The sequence below is a fragment of the Streptomyces vietnamensis genome (assembly GCF_000830005.1).
GTDB classification, from domain to species: Bacteria; Actinomycetota; Actinomycetes; order Streptomycetales; family Streptomycetaceae; genus Streptomyces; species Streptomyces vietnamensis.
Window position 1 is genome coordinate 4,774,744 of record NZ_CP010407.1, and the last position, 14,463, is coordinate 4,789,206.

At 75.2% G+C, this 14,463-nt stretch carries 12 protein-coding genes; 4 read left to right on the top strand and 8 right to left on the bottom strand.

Features of this window, described 5'->3' with window-relative positions:
- Positions 1–256: 256 nt before the first annotated feature.
- The 3 genes from SVTN_RS21465 to SVTN_RS21475 all read right to left on the bottom strand — a co-directional run bounded on the left by SVTN_RS21465 (position 257) and on the right by SVTN_RS21475 (position 3,311).
- Entirely contained in the window at positions 257–1,063 is an 807-nt protein-coding gene (locus tag SVTN_RS21465; protein WP_041130562.1) for an ABC transporter ATP-binding protein, read from the bottom strand.
- Positions 1,060–2,115: a FecCD family ABC transporter permease gene (locus SVTN_RS21470; protein WP_041130563.1), complete on the bottom strand. Its 1,056-nt coding sequence runs from the start codon at positions 2,113–2,115 to the stop codon at positions 1,060–1,062. The genes SVTN_RS21465 and SVTN_RS21470 overlap by 4 nt, the downstream gene beginning before the upstream one ends.
- 191 nt (positions 2,116–2,306) lie before the next feature.
- Complete coding sequence (locus SVTN_RS21475; RefSeq protein ID WP_041130564.1) at positions 2,307–3,311, bottom strand: FecCD family ABC transporter permease; 1,005 nt, start codon at positions 3,309–3,311, stop codon at positions 2,307–2,309.
- Between the two features lie 101 nt (positions 3,312–3,412).
- On the opposite strand from SVTN_RS21475, the gene SVTN_RS21480 reads away from it, so the two are divergent.
- Positions 3,413–4,117: an HAD family hydrolase gene (locus SVTN_RS21480; RefSeq protein WP_078908437.1), complete on the top strand. Its 705-nt coding sequence runs from the start codon at positions 3,413–3,415 to the stop codon at positions 4,115–4,117.
- Positions 4,118–4,120: 3 nt separating this feature from the next.
- On the opposite strand, the gene SVTN_RS21485 is transcribed toward SVTN_RS21480, so the two are convergent.
- A complete protein-coding gene (locus SVTN_RS21485) occupies positions 4,121–4,384 on the bottom strand; it encodes a hypothetical protein (RefSeq protein WP_041130565.1) in 264 nt (87 codons plus the stop codon).
- Between the two features lie 143 nt (positions 4,385–4,527).
- Between SVTN_RS21485 and SVTN_RS46195 the strand changes: the two genes are divergently transcribed.
- Positions 4,528–4,911 carry a cold-shock protein gene (locus SVTN_RS46195; protein WP_041130566.1) on the top strand — a complete coding sequence of 128 codons (384 nt, stop codon included), beginning with the start codon at positions 4,528–4,530 and terminating at the stop codon, positions 4,909–4,911.
- 113 nt (positions 4,912–5,024) lie between these two features.
- Here the strand turns inward: SVTN_RS46195 and SVTN_RS21495 are convergent, their stop codons facing one another.
- The 4 genes from SVTN_RS21495 to SVTN_RS21510 all read right to left on the bottom strand — a co-directional run bounded on the left by SVTN_RS21495 (position 5,025) and on the right by SVTN_RS21510 (position 8,843).
- Positions 5,025–5,870: a 1,4-dihydroxy-6-naphtoate synthase gene (locus SVTN_RS21495; RefSeq protein ID WP_174518276.1), complete on the bottom strand. Its 846-nt coding sequence runs from the start codon at positions 5,868–5,870 to the stop codon at positions 5,025–5,027.
- Positions 5,867–6,595 (bottom strand): futalosine hydrolase, encoded by a 729-nt coding sequence (locus SVTN_RS21500; RefSeq protein ID WP_041130567.1) that lies wholly within the window; start codon positions 6,593–6,595, stop codon positions 5,867–5,869. The genes SVTN_RS21495 and SVTN_RS21500 overlap by 4 nt, the downstream gene beginning before the upstream one ends.
- A gap of 7 nt (positions 6,596–6,602) precedes the next feature.
- Positions 6,603–7,085, bottom strand: coding sequence for a hypothetical protein (locus tag SVTN_RS21505; protein WP_041130568.1), 483 nt, complete (start codon positions 7,083–7,085; stop codon positions 6,603–6,605).
- 378 nt (positions 7,086–7,463) lie between these two features.
- On the bottom strand, positions 7,464–8,843 hold the full coding sequence (locus SVTN_RS21510; protein WP_041130569.1) for an MFS transporter: 1,380 nt from the start codon (positions 8,841–8,843) through the stop codon (positions 7,464–7,466).
- 449 nt (positions 8,844–9,292) lie between these two features.
- Here SVTN_RS21510 and SVTN_RS21515 point away from each other — a divergent pair, with 449 nt between their 5' ends.
- The gene (locus SVTN_RS21515) at positions 9,293–10,222 is read left to right on the top strand and encodes a DUF3027 domain-containing protein (protein ID WP_078908439.1); all 930 of its coding nucleotides are present in this window, start codon (positions 9,293–9,295) and stop codon (positions 10,220–10,222) included.
- 1,018 nt (positions 10,223–11,240) lie between these two features.
- Entirely contained in the window at positions 11,241–14,423 is a 3,183-nt protein-coding gene (locus tag SVTN_RS21520) for a sacsin N-terminal ATP-binding-like domain-containing protein (RefSeq protein WP_052499705.1), read from the top strand.
- Positions 14,424–14,463 lie beyond the last annotated feature (40 nt).

The window sequence follows — 14,463 nt, forward strand, 5'->3', positions numbered from 1 at the left end:
CGCCTGAACCCGCACCACGTCGTGCGGCGCCGCTGGTGGTGCGGGTCCAGGCTCGGAACGCGGAGGCGCCGCTGAAGGGCGCCGTCCCGTGTGCCCACCCGTCCCGCCCTGCGGGACGATTGCCCACACGGCGGCGGGGCGCCGCCCAGCACGGGCGCGGGTCACACGGGCGCGGGGCGCGGGCACACCCGGGCGCGGGCCACAACGGGCGGGGCGTGGGCCCGCAGCGGCCAGGCACCGCCCCGCCGGGTGCGGGTCAGTTCGTGGTCGGGGTCTCCGCATGCCACGGCGCCCCCGGCACCACCAGCGGCGACCCCGTCACCGGGTCCGGGACCACCACCGACGACAGCCCGAAGACGTCCCGTACGAGCTCCGCCGTCACGATGTCCGCCGGCGCGCCCTCCGCGATCACCCGCCCCGCCTTCATGGCGACGAGGTGGTCGGCGTACCGCGCGGCCTGGTTCAGGTCGTGGAGGACGAGGACGACGGTCCGGCCGCGGAGCCGGTTGAGGCGGCGGACCAGGTCGAGGACCTCCACCTGGTGGGAGATGTCCAGGTAGGTGGTGGGCTCGTCGAGGAGCAGCAGGTCCGTCTCCTGCGCGAGGGCCATCGCGATCCACACCCGCTGCCGCTGCCCGCCCGACAGCGCGTCGACGGGCCGGTCGGCGAGGGCGGTCACGTCCGTACGGGACATGGCGTCGGCGACGGCCCGCTCGTCCTCCTCCGACCACTGCTTCCACCAGGCCTGGTGCGGCTGCCGGCCCCGGGACACCAGGTCGGCGACGGTGATGGCCTCGGGCGCGACGGGCGTCTGTGGCAGCAGCCCGATCGAGCGGGCGATCCGCTTGGTCGGCAGTTTCGCGAGCGACTCCCCGTCGAGGAGGACCGCGCCGCCCGCCGGCTTCAGCAACCGCCCCAGCGCCCGCAGCGTCGTGGACTTCCCGCACGCGTTCGGGCCGACGATCACCGTCACCTTGCCGTCGGGGATCGCGAGGTCGAGCTCCTCGACGACGGTGCGGTCCTCGTAGGCGAGCGTCAGCTCACGGGCCTGCAGTCTGGTCACGAAGCACCTCCAGCGGCTCGGCTCCGGACGATGAGCCAGATCAGGTACGGGGCGCCGACCGCCGCCGTGAGGACACCCACCGGCAGTTCGACGGGGGAGAAGAGACGCCGGCCGAGCAGGTCGGCGACGACCACGATCACCGCGCCGGTGAGCGCGGAACAGAGCAGCGGGATCTGCGCCGTGCGGGTCATGCGGCGGGCGATCTGCGGCGCGAGCAGCGCCACGAAGTCCACCGGCCCGGCGACGCCGGTCGCCACCGACGCGAGGACGACGCCGACCGCGACGAGTCCGAGCCGGACCCCGCCCAGCCGCGCGCCGAGCGCGGTCGCCGTGTCGTCGTCGAGGGAGACGGTCCGCTGGGCGCGGGCCGCCCACAGCACGGCGGGCAGCAGCAGGAGCAGCGTCCAGCGGATCGGCGCGGACTCGTCCCAGCCGCGCCCGTTGAGGGAGCCGGTCATCCAGATCTGGGCCTGTTGGGCGACGAGGTAGTCGCCCTTCGTCATGAACAGCGTGATGAGGGACCGCAGCGCGATCGCGATGCCGATGCCGATGAGCACGAACCGGGTCGCGTGCAGCCCGCCGCGCCAGGCGAAGGCGTACACGAGGGCGGCGGCGAGGATGCCGCCGGCGATGGAGACGTACGGCAGGACGGTGTACGAGGTGAGGCCGAAGGTCATCGCGGCGACGGTGACGGCCCCGGCGCCCTGGCTGATGCCGATGATGTCGGGGGAGGCGAGCGGGTTGCGGGCCACGGTCTGGATGAGGCCGCCCGCGATGCCGAAGGCGGCGCCGACGGCGAGGGCGACGACGAGCCGCGGCTCGCGCAGCTCCGTGACGACGAACGCGGACGGCGAGGGCTCGCCGAGGAGGATCCGTACGACTTCGTCCGGGGCGACGGACTTCTCGCCGACGCAGAGGTACGCGAGGCAGGCCGCGCCCAGGAGCAGCAGGAGGGCCGCGGCGACGAGGGCCGAGCGCCGGTGGACGAGGAAGGACCCGCGTCCGGCGCGCACGAGCCCGTACCCGGCGGGCCGGAGATGCACGACGCTCACGCGGGCACCGCCTTGCGCCGTACGGGCATGGCCGGGGTCGGTACTCCGGTCAGGGGCGTACTCACGCGGGCACCGCCTTCGGTCGTACGGGCATGGCCGGGATCGGCCCTCCGATCAGGGGCGTACTCACGCGGGCACCGCCTTCGGTCGTACGGGCACGGCCGGGATCGGCCCTCCGATCAGGGGCGTACTCACGCCGGCACCGCCTTCCGTCGTACGAGCGTGACCAGGAACGGCACGCCGATCAGCGCCGTCATCACGCCCGCCGGCACCTCTCCCGGCGGGAACACGATCCGCCCGGCGACATCGGCCACGAGCAGCATCACGGGCCCGACGATCGCGGCCATCGGCAGTACCCACCGGTGGTCGGAGCCGACGACCGCACGCGCGATGTGGGGGACGGCGAGGCCGACGAAGGCGACGGGACCGGCGGCGGCGACGGCCGCGCCGGTGAGGACGGTCGCGCCGAGCCCGCCCACGATCCGTACGGTCGCGACGCGCTGCCCGAGCCCCTTGGCGACGTCCTCGCCGAGCGCGAGCGCGTCGAGGCCGCGGGCCACGGAGAGGACGAGGACGGTGCCGAGCAGCAGGAAGGGCCAGATCTGGCCGACGATCTCGGTGTCGCGCCCGTCGAGGGAGCCGATCTGCCAGAACCGGAACTCGTCGAGCGCCGAGGCCCGGGTGGTGAGGACGCCGGTGGTGATCGAGAGCAGCAGGGCGTTGATCGCGGCTCCGCCGAGCGCCAGTTTCACGGGCGTGGCGCCACCGCGCCCGCCGGCGGCGATCGCGTAGACGGCGACGGAGGCGAGGGCGGCGCCGGCGAAGGCGAACCACACGTACCCGCTGAGCTCGTGCACGCCGAGGAAGGCGATGGCGAGGACGACGGCGACCGACGAGCCCTGGCTGATGCCGAGGATGCCGGGGTCGGCGATCGGGTTGCGGGTGATGCCCTGGAGGGCGGTGCCGGCGAGCGCGAGGGCGGCGCCGACCATCAGCCCGATGAGGGTCCGGGGGACGCGGAGTTGCCGGACGACCTCGGCGTCGTCGCCGGTCGCGCCGTGCAGCAGGGCGTCGAGGACGGTGGAGGGCGCGATGGGGCGGGCGCCGACGGCGAGGCTGAGGAGGACGGCGAGGAGCAGGGCGACGAGGGCCGCCGAGGTCGCGAGGACCCGTCTGGTACGGAAAGCGGCTGGCATCGGGACCCATCGGGGGGAGTTCAGGTTTGGTTAGGCTCGCCTTAGCTTAAGCGGCGCCCCGGTGCGAACGTATGTGCCCCCAGGCCCCGGACAATGGCCCCATGACGACCACGCCGCCCACGCCCACGCCCACGCCCACGCCCACGACCCCGCCCACGCTCGCGACGCCGGCCACGCCCGCGATCCCGCCCAGGCCCGCGACCCCGCCCACCGTCGGTTTCGACCTCGACCTGACGCTCCTCGACACCCGCCCGGGCATCAAGGCGGCCTTCGTCGCCTTCTCCGCCGAGACGGGCGTCCCGATCGACGCCGACCTCGTCGTCAGCCGCCTCGGGCCGCCGCTCGAGCAGGAGATGGCGCACTGGTTCCCGGCGGAGCACGTCACGGAGATGACTGCCCGCTACCGGGCCCTCTACCCCTCGTACGCGATCGAGCCCACCGTCCCGATGCCCGGCGCCCGGGACGCGATCGAGGCCGTGCGCGAGGCGGGCGGCCGCACGATCGTCGTCACCGCGAAGAACGGCCCGCACGCCGAGCTGCACCTCGCCCACCTCGGCATCGAGCCCGACGCGGTCGCCGGCGGTCTGTGGGCCGAGGGCAAGGCGGAGGCCCTGCGCGCGCACGGCGCCGGGGTGTACGTCGGGGACCACGTCGGCGACGTCCGGGGCGCCGCCACCGCGGGCGCGTACTCGGTGGCCGTCGCGACCGGTCCCTGCCCCGCCGAGGAGCTCCGGGCGGCCGGCGCGGACGTGGTCCTGCCGGACCTGACGGACTTCCGCGCCTGGTGGGAGGGGTATCTGGCCTGAGCCTCAGGCGGCCCGGCCGGAACGGGCCTGCCGCCGCTGGGCCGCGACCGACCGCAGCAGCCCGGCGGCGGCGACGAGGAACCCGACCCCCATCAGCATCGACACGAGGTACGCGACGGTGGGGAACGGATCCGTCCCGAGGAACAGCGGAGCCACCGTGACCAGCGTCGCGACCGCACCGATCGCGAACACGATCACACCGGCCTTGACGAGTCCGTCACCCGGGGCACTGTCGTCCACCGGCACGGCGGGGGTTTCGTTACGCATCCCGCCAGGGTAGTTCCCAGGCCGGAGGAACACGTCGGAGACGTCTTGTCACCGGCCTTCTGACCATTAGCCTGGTGCCGGCGGGTCGGTCGACGACCCGCTGTTTGCCATCCCCATCGACGAGGACGAGGACGAGGACAGACGTGCCTACCGGCAAGGTCAAATGGTTCAACAGCGAGAAGGGCTTCGGCTTTCTCTCCCGCGACGACGGCGGCGACGTCTTCGTCCACTCGTCGGTGCTCCCTGCCGGAGTCGACGCACTGAAGCCGGGGCAGCGGGTCGAGTTCGGGGTCGTCGCCGGTCAGCGTGGCGACCAGGCGCTGTCCGTCACGATCCTCGAGCCGACCCCGTCCGTCGCCGCGGCGCAGCGCCGTAAGCCCGACGAACTGGCGTCCATCGTGCAGGACCTGACGACGCTCCTGGAGAACATCACGCCGATGCTGGAGCGCGGCCGCTACCCGGAGAAGGCGGCGGGCAAGAAGATCGCCGGCCTGCTGCGGGCGGTCGCCGACCAGCTGGACGTGTAGCCCTTCACGGGAACCGCGGCGCGTCCGGGGCTGAGGTTCCACGGGAACCGCGGCGGGTCCGGGGCTGAGGTTCTACGGAATCGCCGCGCGTCCGGGGCTGAGGTCCTACGGTTCTACGGGAACCGCAGCGCGTCCGGGCCGAGGGGCGGTACGAGTCCCTCGGCCGCGGCGCGCGTGAGCAGCCCGCGGACCGCCGCGTAGCCGTGCTCGCCGAGGTCGGCCGTGAACTCGTTCACGTAGAGGCCGATGTGCTGGTCGGCCACCTTCGGGTCCATCTCCTGGGCGTGCTCCAGGACGTACGGCCGGGAGGCCCCCGGATCGTCCCAGGCCATCCGCACCGACGCGCGGGCGGACTCGGCGAGCAGCTCGAGCGTCTCGGCGCCCAGCGAGCGACGGGCGACGATCGCGCCCAGCGGGATCGGGAGGCCGGTCGTGGACTCCCAGTGCTCGCCCATGTCGGCGAGGCAGTGCAGCCCGTAGTTCTTGTACGTGAAGCGGGCCTCGTGGATGACGAGCCCCGCGTCGACCTTCCCGTCCCGCACGGCGGGCATGATCTCGTGGAACGGCATCACGACGACGTCCCCGACCCCGCCGGGCACCTTCTCGGCCGCCCACAGCCGGAACAGCAGGTACGCGGTCGAGCGCTCGCTCGGCACCGCGACGGTCTTCCCGGCGAGGTCCGCCCCCTCCTCACGGGTCAGCACGAGCGGCCCGCAGCCGCGGCCCAGGGCGCCGCCGCAGGGCAGCAGGGCGTACTCGTCGAGGATCCACGGCAGCACCGCGTACGACACCTTCAGGACGTCGTGCGCGTCGGTGCCGCTCTCCGCCCAGCCGTTGGTGACGTCGATGTCCGCGAACGTCACGTCGAGCCGGGGCGCGCCCGGGACCCGGCCGTGCGCCCAGGCGTCGAAGACGAAGGTGTCGTTGGGGCAGGGCGAGTAGGCGATCTTGAGTTTCACGCGTGCGCCTCCACGAAGACGGTGCTGCCGAGCAGCTCGAAGGTGTGCCGGAGGGCGCCCAGGGCCTCGCCGATGCGCCAGGCGGCGCGGTCGCGGGGGCCGACGGCGTTGGACACGGCCCGGACCTCGACGACGGGCACGCCGTACACGGCGGCGGCCTCGGCGACGCCGAAGCCCTCCATCGCCTCGGCGGCGGCGGTCGGATGCCGCTCGGCGAGTTCGGCGGCGCGACGGGCGGTGCCGGTGACGGTGGAGACGGTGAGGACGGGTGCGAGGGTGCATCCCGTGGCGAGCGCGGCGAGCGCGGCGACGATCCGGTCGGTCAGCGCCTCGGGCACGGGGTGGGCGGACCGGCCGAAGCCCAGCTCCTCGACCGTGAGGTACCCGTCCGGGGTCTCGGCCCCGAGGTCGGCGGCGACGATCGCCGACGACACGACGACGGAGCCGACGGGCGCGGCGGGCTGGAACCCGCCGGCGATGCCGGCGGAGACGACGAGCCCGTACCCGCCGTCCTTCAACGAGGCGTACGCGAGGGCCGTCCCGGTCGCGGCGGCGACGGCCGCGGGGCCGACCCCGCCGACGAGGACGTCGACGCGGTTCTCGTGACGGCGCAGGACGAGGCCCCCCGGCAGCGGAAGCGGCTCGGGGTCGCCGAGACCGAGGCCGGCGGAGACGGAGTCCGCCTCCGCCGCCACGGCCGTCACGATCAGGATCCGGTGGACCACCGGCGGATCAGGAGTCCTTCTTCAGCTGGAAGTGCCAGATGCCGGTCAGCTTCTTGCCGGTGTTCTCGACGATGGTCACCTGGGTCTTGTCGGTGGCCTCGCCGGTCGGGGACTGGGAGAAGAAGGCGCTGGCCGGGATGGTCCGGTACGTCTTCTTGTACGGCTCGGGCTCGGCCTGCTGGCCGCCGAGGAAGATCGTCCAGCCGTGGTCGGCGATCTCCGGGTCCACGCCGAAGCGGATCTTGTCGTCCGCGGAGACCGTGATGGTCTTCTCGGCCTTCTTGTTGAGGCACTGCTGGATCTGCGACTCCTTGATGGCGTCGCCGTTGTTGTAGCAGGCGGCCTCGGAGTGCACCGAGTCGGTCCCGACCGTCAGGGTCGCGAGCGGAGTCGGCTTGTCGCAGGCGGAGAGTACGAGGAGCCCGGCGGAGACGGCCCCGAGGGCGACGGCGGCCCGGCGGCGCGAGCCGGAGAAGAACGCAACGGTCATGAGCCGAAGGCTATCGGGCCGCCGCGCCCGCGCCACGCGGGGGTACGGCGTGCCGCCCCGGCGTACCGCTTCGCACGGAGTGTCCCCAGCGATGCCGGGGCCTGCCCGGCCCGCTCGGCAAGACGCCCCAGGTCCTGTCCGCCCCGGCCGGCAAGGCGCCCCAGGGCCTGCTGGCCCCGCTAGGCAAGACGCCCCGGGTCCTGTCCGCCCCGCTCGGCAAGACGTCCCTAGGTCCTGTCCGCCCCGGCCGGCAAGGCGCCCCCAGGGGCTTGCCCCCCCGGCCGGCAAGACGTCCCCGGGGCCTGTCCGGCCCCGCTCGGCAAGACGCCCCTAGGGGCCCCAGGGCCTGCCCGGCCCGCCCCGGCCGGCAAGGCACCCCTAAGCCGCTTTCGTCTTCGGTCGGCCGCCCTTGGGGGTCGGGCGGCGGGCCGCCGACAGGAGGCCGCGGACCGAGAGGAACGCGCCCAGGCCCAGGATCGCGGCGGCGACGGACATGCCGAGGGTGCCGTTCAGGGGCAGCGCGATGCCGATCCCGCCGCCCACCACCCACGCCATCTGCAGCGCCGTCTCGGAGCGGGCGAACGCCGAGGTCCGCACCTGCTCCGGCACGTCCCGCTGGATCAGCGCGTCCAGGGACAGCTTCGACAGGGCCTGGGTGAGGCCCGCGACCGCGCCGAGGACGGCGACCATGAGCCCGCCGAAGAAGATCGCGGCGAGGACCGCCGTACCGCAGACCACGCTGATCATCGTGGCGATGATCACCTCGGGCCCGTGGCCCCGGTCCCGGAGCAGCGAGCCGACGGCCGTACCGCAGGCGTTCCCCGCACCGGCCGCCACGCCCACGATGCCGAGGGAGACGGCGGCGCTCTGCCCGGGCAACGGGTGTTCGCGCAGCAGGAACGCCAGGAAGAAGATCAGGAAACCCGACAGCATGCGCTGCGCGGCGTTCGCCTCCAGGCCGTGCAGCACGGAGGGGCCGACCGTCCGCAGGCTCGGCTTCTTCTCGCCGTGCGTCAGCAGGTGCGCCCGCCGCTCACCCTTCGCGGAGTCCACCTTGTGCGGCATCCGCAGCGCCCAGAACGTGCCGAGCAGGAACAGCGCGCACGCCCCGTACAGCGGCCAGCCCGGCCCGATCATCTGGAGCCCCGCACCGATGGGCGCGGCGATGCCGGTGGCGAGCAGCCCGGCCAGGGTGACCCGGGAGTTCGCCTTCACGAGGGAGAAGTTCGGTGGGAGGAGGCGGGGTACGACGGCGCTGCGGACGACTCCGTACGCCTTGGAGGCCACGAGCACGCCCAGCGCGGCGGGGTACAGCTCCAGGCCGCCGGTCGCCACGGCCCCCGACATCATGATCGCGAGGACGGCCCGGGTCAGCATCGCGCCCGCCATCGCCGCGCGCCGCCCGTGCGGGATGCGGTCCAGGAGCGGGCCGATCACGGGGGCGAGGAGGGTGAAGGGGGCCATGGTGACGGCGAGGTAGAGCGCGACGCGGCCGCGGGCCTCGTCGGTCGGCACGGAGAAGAAGACGGTGGAGGCGAGGGCGACGGTGATCATGACGTCGCCGGCGCCGTTCACGGCGTGCAGCTCGATCAGCTTCCCGAGCCCCGACTCGCCCGCGCCGTGCGCGTGGGTGGCCTTCCGGATGCCCTTGGCGGTCCCGGTGAACGGCAGGTGCAGGGCGCGCCCGACCTTCCGGCCCGCTCGGCGGAGCGGCCCGGCGGGATCGTGTGATCGTACGGGGGACCGTGCGGCTGCCACTCCGTCATAGTGCCCCACGGGCGCGCCGGACGAACCGGGGCACGACGGAGACGACCACGGAGGATCGATTGCGCGCCGCGCCCCCGTTGGGGGCCGTCGCTCCGCTCGCGCAGGGGCCCCCTCGCCCCTGCGGGACGATCGCCCACACGGGCGCGGGCCGGGTCCGGGGCGGTTCCGGCGCTCCAGGATCCGGTCACTTGGGGCGGGCAGGTGGGCGGAGGCCCGCGAACGGGGTAGCGTGCGTAGCGCGTCACCGGCGGAAGCTCTCGGCCGCGCGCCTCTTCGGCATCCCGCAGAATGGATGGCGTTAGGTGTGCCCGAGACGTGCGAGACAAGTCGGGTGCGGACGTCGATGCGGCCCCCTGGTCCGCTCCGCCCGCCGCCCGTGGCTTCGCTCCCGCCCCTCGGCCGGCGCACCCGTGAGACGGCGTAGGAGAGAAGCGAGACCTGTGAGTGCTGCGACGACGCGAAGCGGTACCCCGCGTACCCCGCGAGCCACGCGTACCCCCGACCGCCTGTGCGCGGAGGCCGTAGACCTCGCGCGGGAGGCCGCCGAGGAGGCGGCCGCGCCAGGGATCGTGGGCGCGCACGTCGAGGTCGTCGCGGAGGGCGACCGAGTCGTCACCCACTACTTCGAGTCCAAGGAGCCCGGCTACCGGGGCTGGCGCTGGGCGGTGACCGTCACCCGCGCCTCCCGCGCCAAGAACGTCACGCTTGACGAAACCGTCCTGCTGCCGGGCGCCGACGCGCTCCTGGCCCCGGAGTGGGTGCCGTGGAGCGAGCGGCTGCGCCCCGGCGACATGGGCCCCGGGGACCTCCTCCCCACGGAGCAGGACGACCTGCGTCTGGAGCCCGGGTACTCGGGCGAGGACGCGCCGCCGCCGAACTCCGCGGTGTCGGAGGAGATGTCGGAGCACCTGGACGAGGAGGACGCCGAGCTGACGTCCCGCACCCCGTCGCGGGGCGCGATCGCGGCGGTCGCGGAGGAACTCGGCATGCGCCGGGCCCGGGTCCTGTCCCGCTACGGCCTGCACGTGGCGGCGGACCGCTGGGACGAGGCGTTCGGCGCGAAGACGCCGATGGCGCAGGCGGCACCGGCCTCCTGCGAGTCCTGCGCGTTCCTGGTGCCGCTGGCGGGCTCCCTGAAGCAGGCCTTCGGCATCTGCGCGAACGAGTTCTCCCCGGCGGACGGCCGGGTCGTGTCGCTGGCGTACGGCTGCGGGGGGCACTCGGAGGCCGCGGTCATGCCGAAGCCGCCGCGGCCGGCGCCGCCGGTGCTGGACTCGATGGCCGCGGACGTCTTTCCGCTCCGTCCGGCGAAGGACTCCGGCTCGACGACGGAACCGGACGCGTCCTCGGAGGACCTGGGCCACTCGTAACCCTCCGCTCACTCCGGGCGGCGCCCCCGCTGGACCACTCCGGGCGGCGCCCCCGCCGGGCCACACCGCGCGGCGCCCCCGCTGGGCCACACCGTGCGGCCTGCGCCCGCGCCGACCGGCACCCCCGCCTCGTGCGGGCCCGCGCCTTGCCGGGCTGCGCCCCGCCTCGTGTGACCCGCGCCCGGCTGGGCGGCGCCCTCGCCCGGGGCTGCGCCCCGCCCCGTGTGGCCCCCCGCTTTGCGGGGCGGCACCCCGCCGCCGTGTGGGCCCGCGTCCGGGCTGGGCGGTGCCCTTCGCCGCCCGCCGTGTGGCCCCGCGCCGGGGCGGGCGGTGCGCACCGCCGTGTGGGCAATCGTCCCGCTGGGGCGGGACGGGTGGGCACACGGGACGGCGCCCTTCAGCGGCGCCTCCGCGTTCCGCGCCTGGACCCGCACCACCGCTGCGGCGCGCTGCCGGTGCGGGTTCGGGCGCGGGAGCCTCGGGCGCCGGCAGGGCGCGGGTCCGTTGTGCCCACCCGTTCCGCCCCAGCGGAACGATTGCCCACAACGAGGGCGGCGGGGGCACCGCCCCGGGCGGGGCGCCGCCCACAACGGGGGCGGCACGAGGCGCCCACAACGGGGTGGCGCCGGCCGCGCGGGTGGGCACCGCCCGGCGGAACGACCGCCCACAACGGCGGGGCGCAGGCCCACGACCCGGCCCGGCGAGAGCGCGGCCCGGACCCGGGCGCGGGCCCGCCACCCGGGCCCACAAGGGCGCCGCCCGCGAGGAGCGAAGGCTCGCGCCCCGGCCGCACCGGGCCCGCAAGGGTGCCGCCCGCACCGGGCCCGGCCCGCGGCCCAGCAGCGCCCGGCCCGGCTCGGCAGCGCCCGGCCCGTGGCCCGGCAAGCGCAGTTCGGGGCGAACGACCCCGCGCGCCCCCGCCCACGGACGTGCCCCGTCCGCCCCGCACCGCAGCGCAAGGTACCTTCGGGCCCCCGGGCTCAATGAGTCGGGACCGACCGCCCCGCAGAACCGCAGACTGGAGTCAGACGTGAGCGTCAGCGTCCGGACGACGACCGACGGAACCGATCCCTTCGGCACGGCACGGCTGCGGCGAGGCGTGCTCGACGCCTGGGGCGCGAGTCCGGCCCGGTTCCGGGAGGACGCCAACGCCGAGGAGGACCTGGCCCTCGGCGGCTACCGCGACCGCCTCGTCGTCGAGCTGGCGCAGAACGCCGCCGACGCCGCCCACCGCGCCGGCGTCACCGGCCGCCTCCGCCTGACCCTGCACCCCGCGGACCACGAGGGCCCCGCGGTCCTCGCCGCCGCGAACACCGGCGCCCCGCTGGACGCCGCGGGCGTGGAGTCGCTGTCCACCCTCCGCGCCTCCGCCAAACGCGAGCAGGGCGGACAGGGCGGACAGGACGGACAGGGCGGCCACGGCGCCGTCGGCCGTTTCGGCGTCGGTTTCGCCGCCGTCCTCGCCGTCTCCGACGAGCCCGCCGTCCTGGGCCGGCACGGCGGCGTCCGCTGGTCCCTGGCCGAGGCGCGCGAGCTGGCCGCCGAGGCCGCCCGGTACAGCCCGGGCCTCGGCGACGAACTGCGCCGCCGTGACGGCCACGTACCGCTCCTGCGTCTTCCGCTGCCCGCCGAGGGCACCGCGCCCGAGGGATACGACACCGTCGTCGTCCTCCCGCTGCGGGATGCCGCCGCCGAGGACCTGGCCGAGCGTCTCCTCGCCTCCGTGGACGACGCTCTGCTCCTCACTCTTCCGGGTATCGCCGAGATCGTCGTGGAGACGGCGGAGGGCGTGCGGACCCTCCGCCGCTCCGAGGACGAGGGATACGTCCGCATCGACGATTCCGGCGACAGCGCCACCGGCACCCACCGCTGGCGGACCGTCACCCACGGCGGCCCCCTCGACCCCGCCCTCCTGAAGGACCGCCCGGTCGAGGAGCGACTCCGCCCGCACTGGTCGGTCACCTGGGCCGTACCGGTGGATGCGGAGGGGGCCCCGAAGTACCCCCGTACGACCCCCGTCGTGCACGCCCCCACCCCCACCGACGAGCCCCTCGGCATCCCCGCCCTCCTCATCGCGTCCCTCCCGCTGGACACGGCCCGGCGGCACCCGGCGCCCGGGCCGCTGACGGACTTCCTGGTGCAGCGGGCGGCCGACGCGTACGCCGAACTCCTCGCCGACTGGCAGCCGGTGACGACCGCGACCCTCGACCTCGTGCCCGGCCCGCTCGGCAAGGGGCACGTCGACGGCGCCCTGCGCGAGGCGATCCTCGACCGGCTGCCGCGCGTCGCGTTCCTGGCCCCGGCCGCCCCCTCCGAGGAGCTTCCGGCACTCCGCCCGATCGAGGCGGAGGTCGTGGAGGGCGCGGGCGCGGAGACGGTCGACGTCCTCGCCGAGGTGTTCCCGACGCTCCTGCCCGCCGGTCTCGAACGCCGCCCCGAGCTCCGTACCCTCGGCGTCGGCCGCGTCCCCCTCACCGAGGCGATCGACCGCCTTGCCGGTGTGGACCGCCCGCCGACGTGGTGGTGGCGGCTGTACGACTCGCTCGCCGGCGTCGACCCGGACCGTCTGACGGGCCTCCCGGTGCCGCTCGCGGAGGCCGAGGAGGGCGCCAGGATCCGTACGACGATCGGCCCCCGCCAGGTCCTCCTGCCGCAGGACCGCACGCCCGCCGAACTGACACGGCTCGGCCTGAAGGTGGCGCACCCGGAGGCGGCCCACCCGCTCCTGGAGAAGCTGGGCGCCCTGCCGGCCACACCCCGCGCGGTCCTGACGACCCCGCAGGTACGGGCGGCGGTCGCGGCCTCCCTCGACGCGGGCGAGATCTGGGACGAGGACGCCGACGCCCTCGACGCGGAGGAACTGGCCGAGACCGTCCTCGCCCTGGTCCGCGACGCGGAGCTCGACCCCGGCGAGGAGCCGTGGCTCGGCGCGCTCGCCCTCCCCGACGAGGACGGCGAACTGTCCCCGGCGGGCGAACTGGTCCTCCCGGGCTCGCCGTTCGCGGCCGTGATGCGCGAGGAGGAACTCGCCTTCGTCGACGCCGACCTGGCCGCCCGCTGGGGCGAACAGCCCCTCGCCGCCTGTGGTGTCCTCGCCAACTTCGCCCTGGTCCGCGCGACCGACCTGGTCCTCGACCCGGACGAGGTCGAGCCCCGCGAGGGCGACTACCCGGAGCCGGACGACGCGGGCCTGCTCGACGCGGTCGACGTGTGGTGCGAGGACGTCCTGGACCGCCTCCCGATGACCGCCGTACCGCCGGTGGCGACGGAGATCGTGGCCGTACGGGACCTGGACCTGGTCGACGACGACCGCTGGCCGCAGGCCCTCGCGCTCCTCGCGCAGCCGCCGCTCAGGGACGCCCTGACCCAGCCCGTACGGGTGCTCCTGCCGGACGGCACGACGGAGACCGTCCGCTCGTACACGGCCTGGTGGCTGCGCGACCACCCCGTCCTGGACGGCCGCCGCCCGGCGGGCCTCCGCGCGGAGGGCTCGGACCCGCTCCTCATCGGCCTGTACGACTCCGCCGACGCGACCGGCTTCGAGGACGAGCAGGTCCTCCGGGCCCTGGGCGTCCGCACCTCGGTCGCGGCCCTCCTCGACGAACCGGGCGGCGCGGCGGAGCTCCTGGCCCGCCTGGCGGACCCGTCCCGCGAGGTCACGGCACCCCAACTCCACGCCCTGTACACGGCCCTGGCGGACCTGGACCCGGAGCAGGTGACGCTCCCCGACGACCTGCGCGCGGTCGTGGACGGCACCCTCGTCGTGGTCGAGGCCTCGGAGGCCCTGGTGGCGGACGCCCCCGACCTCCTCCCGCTGGCCGGCGACCTCCCGCTCCTGCCGGTCTCCCCGTCCCGCGCGGACGACCTGGCGGACCTCTTCCAGGTCCGCCGCCTGAGCGAGGCGGTGGAGGCCGAGGTCACGACGGTCGGTGAGGAGCACGAGGTTCCGCCCTCGGTCCACGCCCTCCTCGGCCCGGCGACCCCCGCCTCGTACATCGAGCACGAGGAACTCCACGCCGGCGGCATCGAACTCGACTGGCGCCGCACCCCCGACGGCGTCGTCCACGCCGCCACCCTGGAGGGCGTGGCGGCCGGCCTCGCCTGGGCGGCGGGCCAGTGGCCCCGCCGCTTCGAGGTGGCGGCCCTCCTGGAGGACCCGTCGAGGACGGCGGAACTGGCGAGGGACAGGTGGTTCGACTGACGGCGCGGCGGCGGGCGAAAGGGAACGGCCCTGTAGCGGC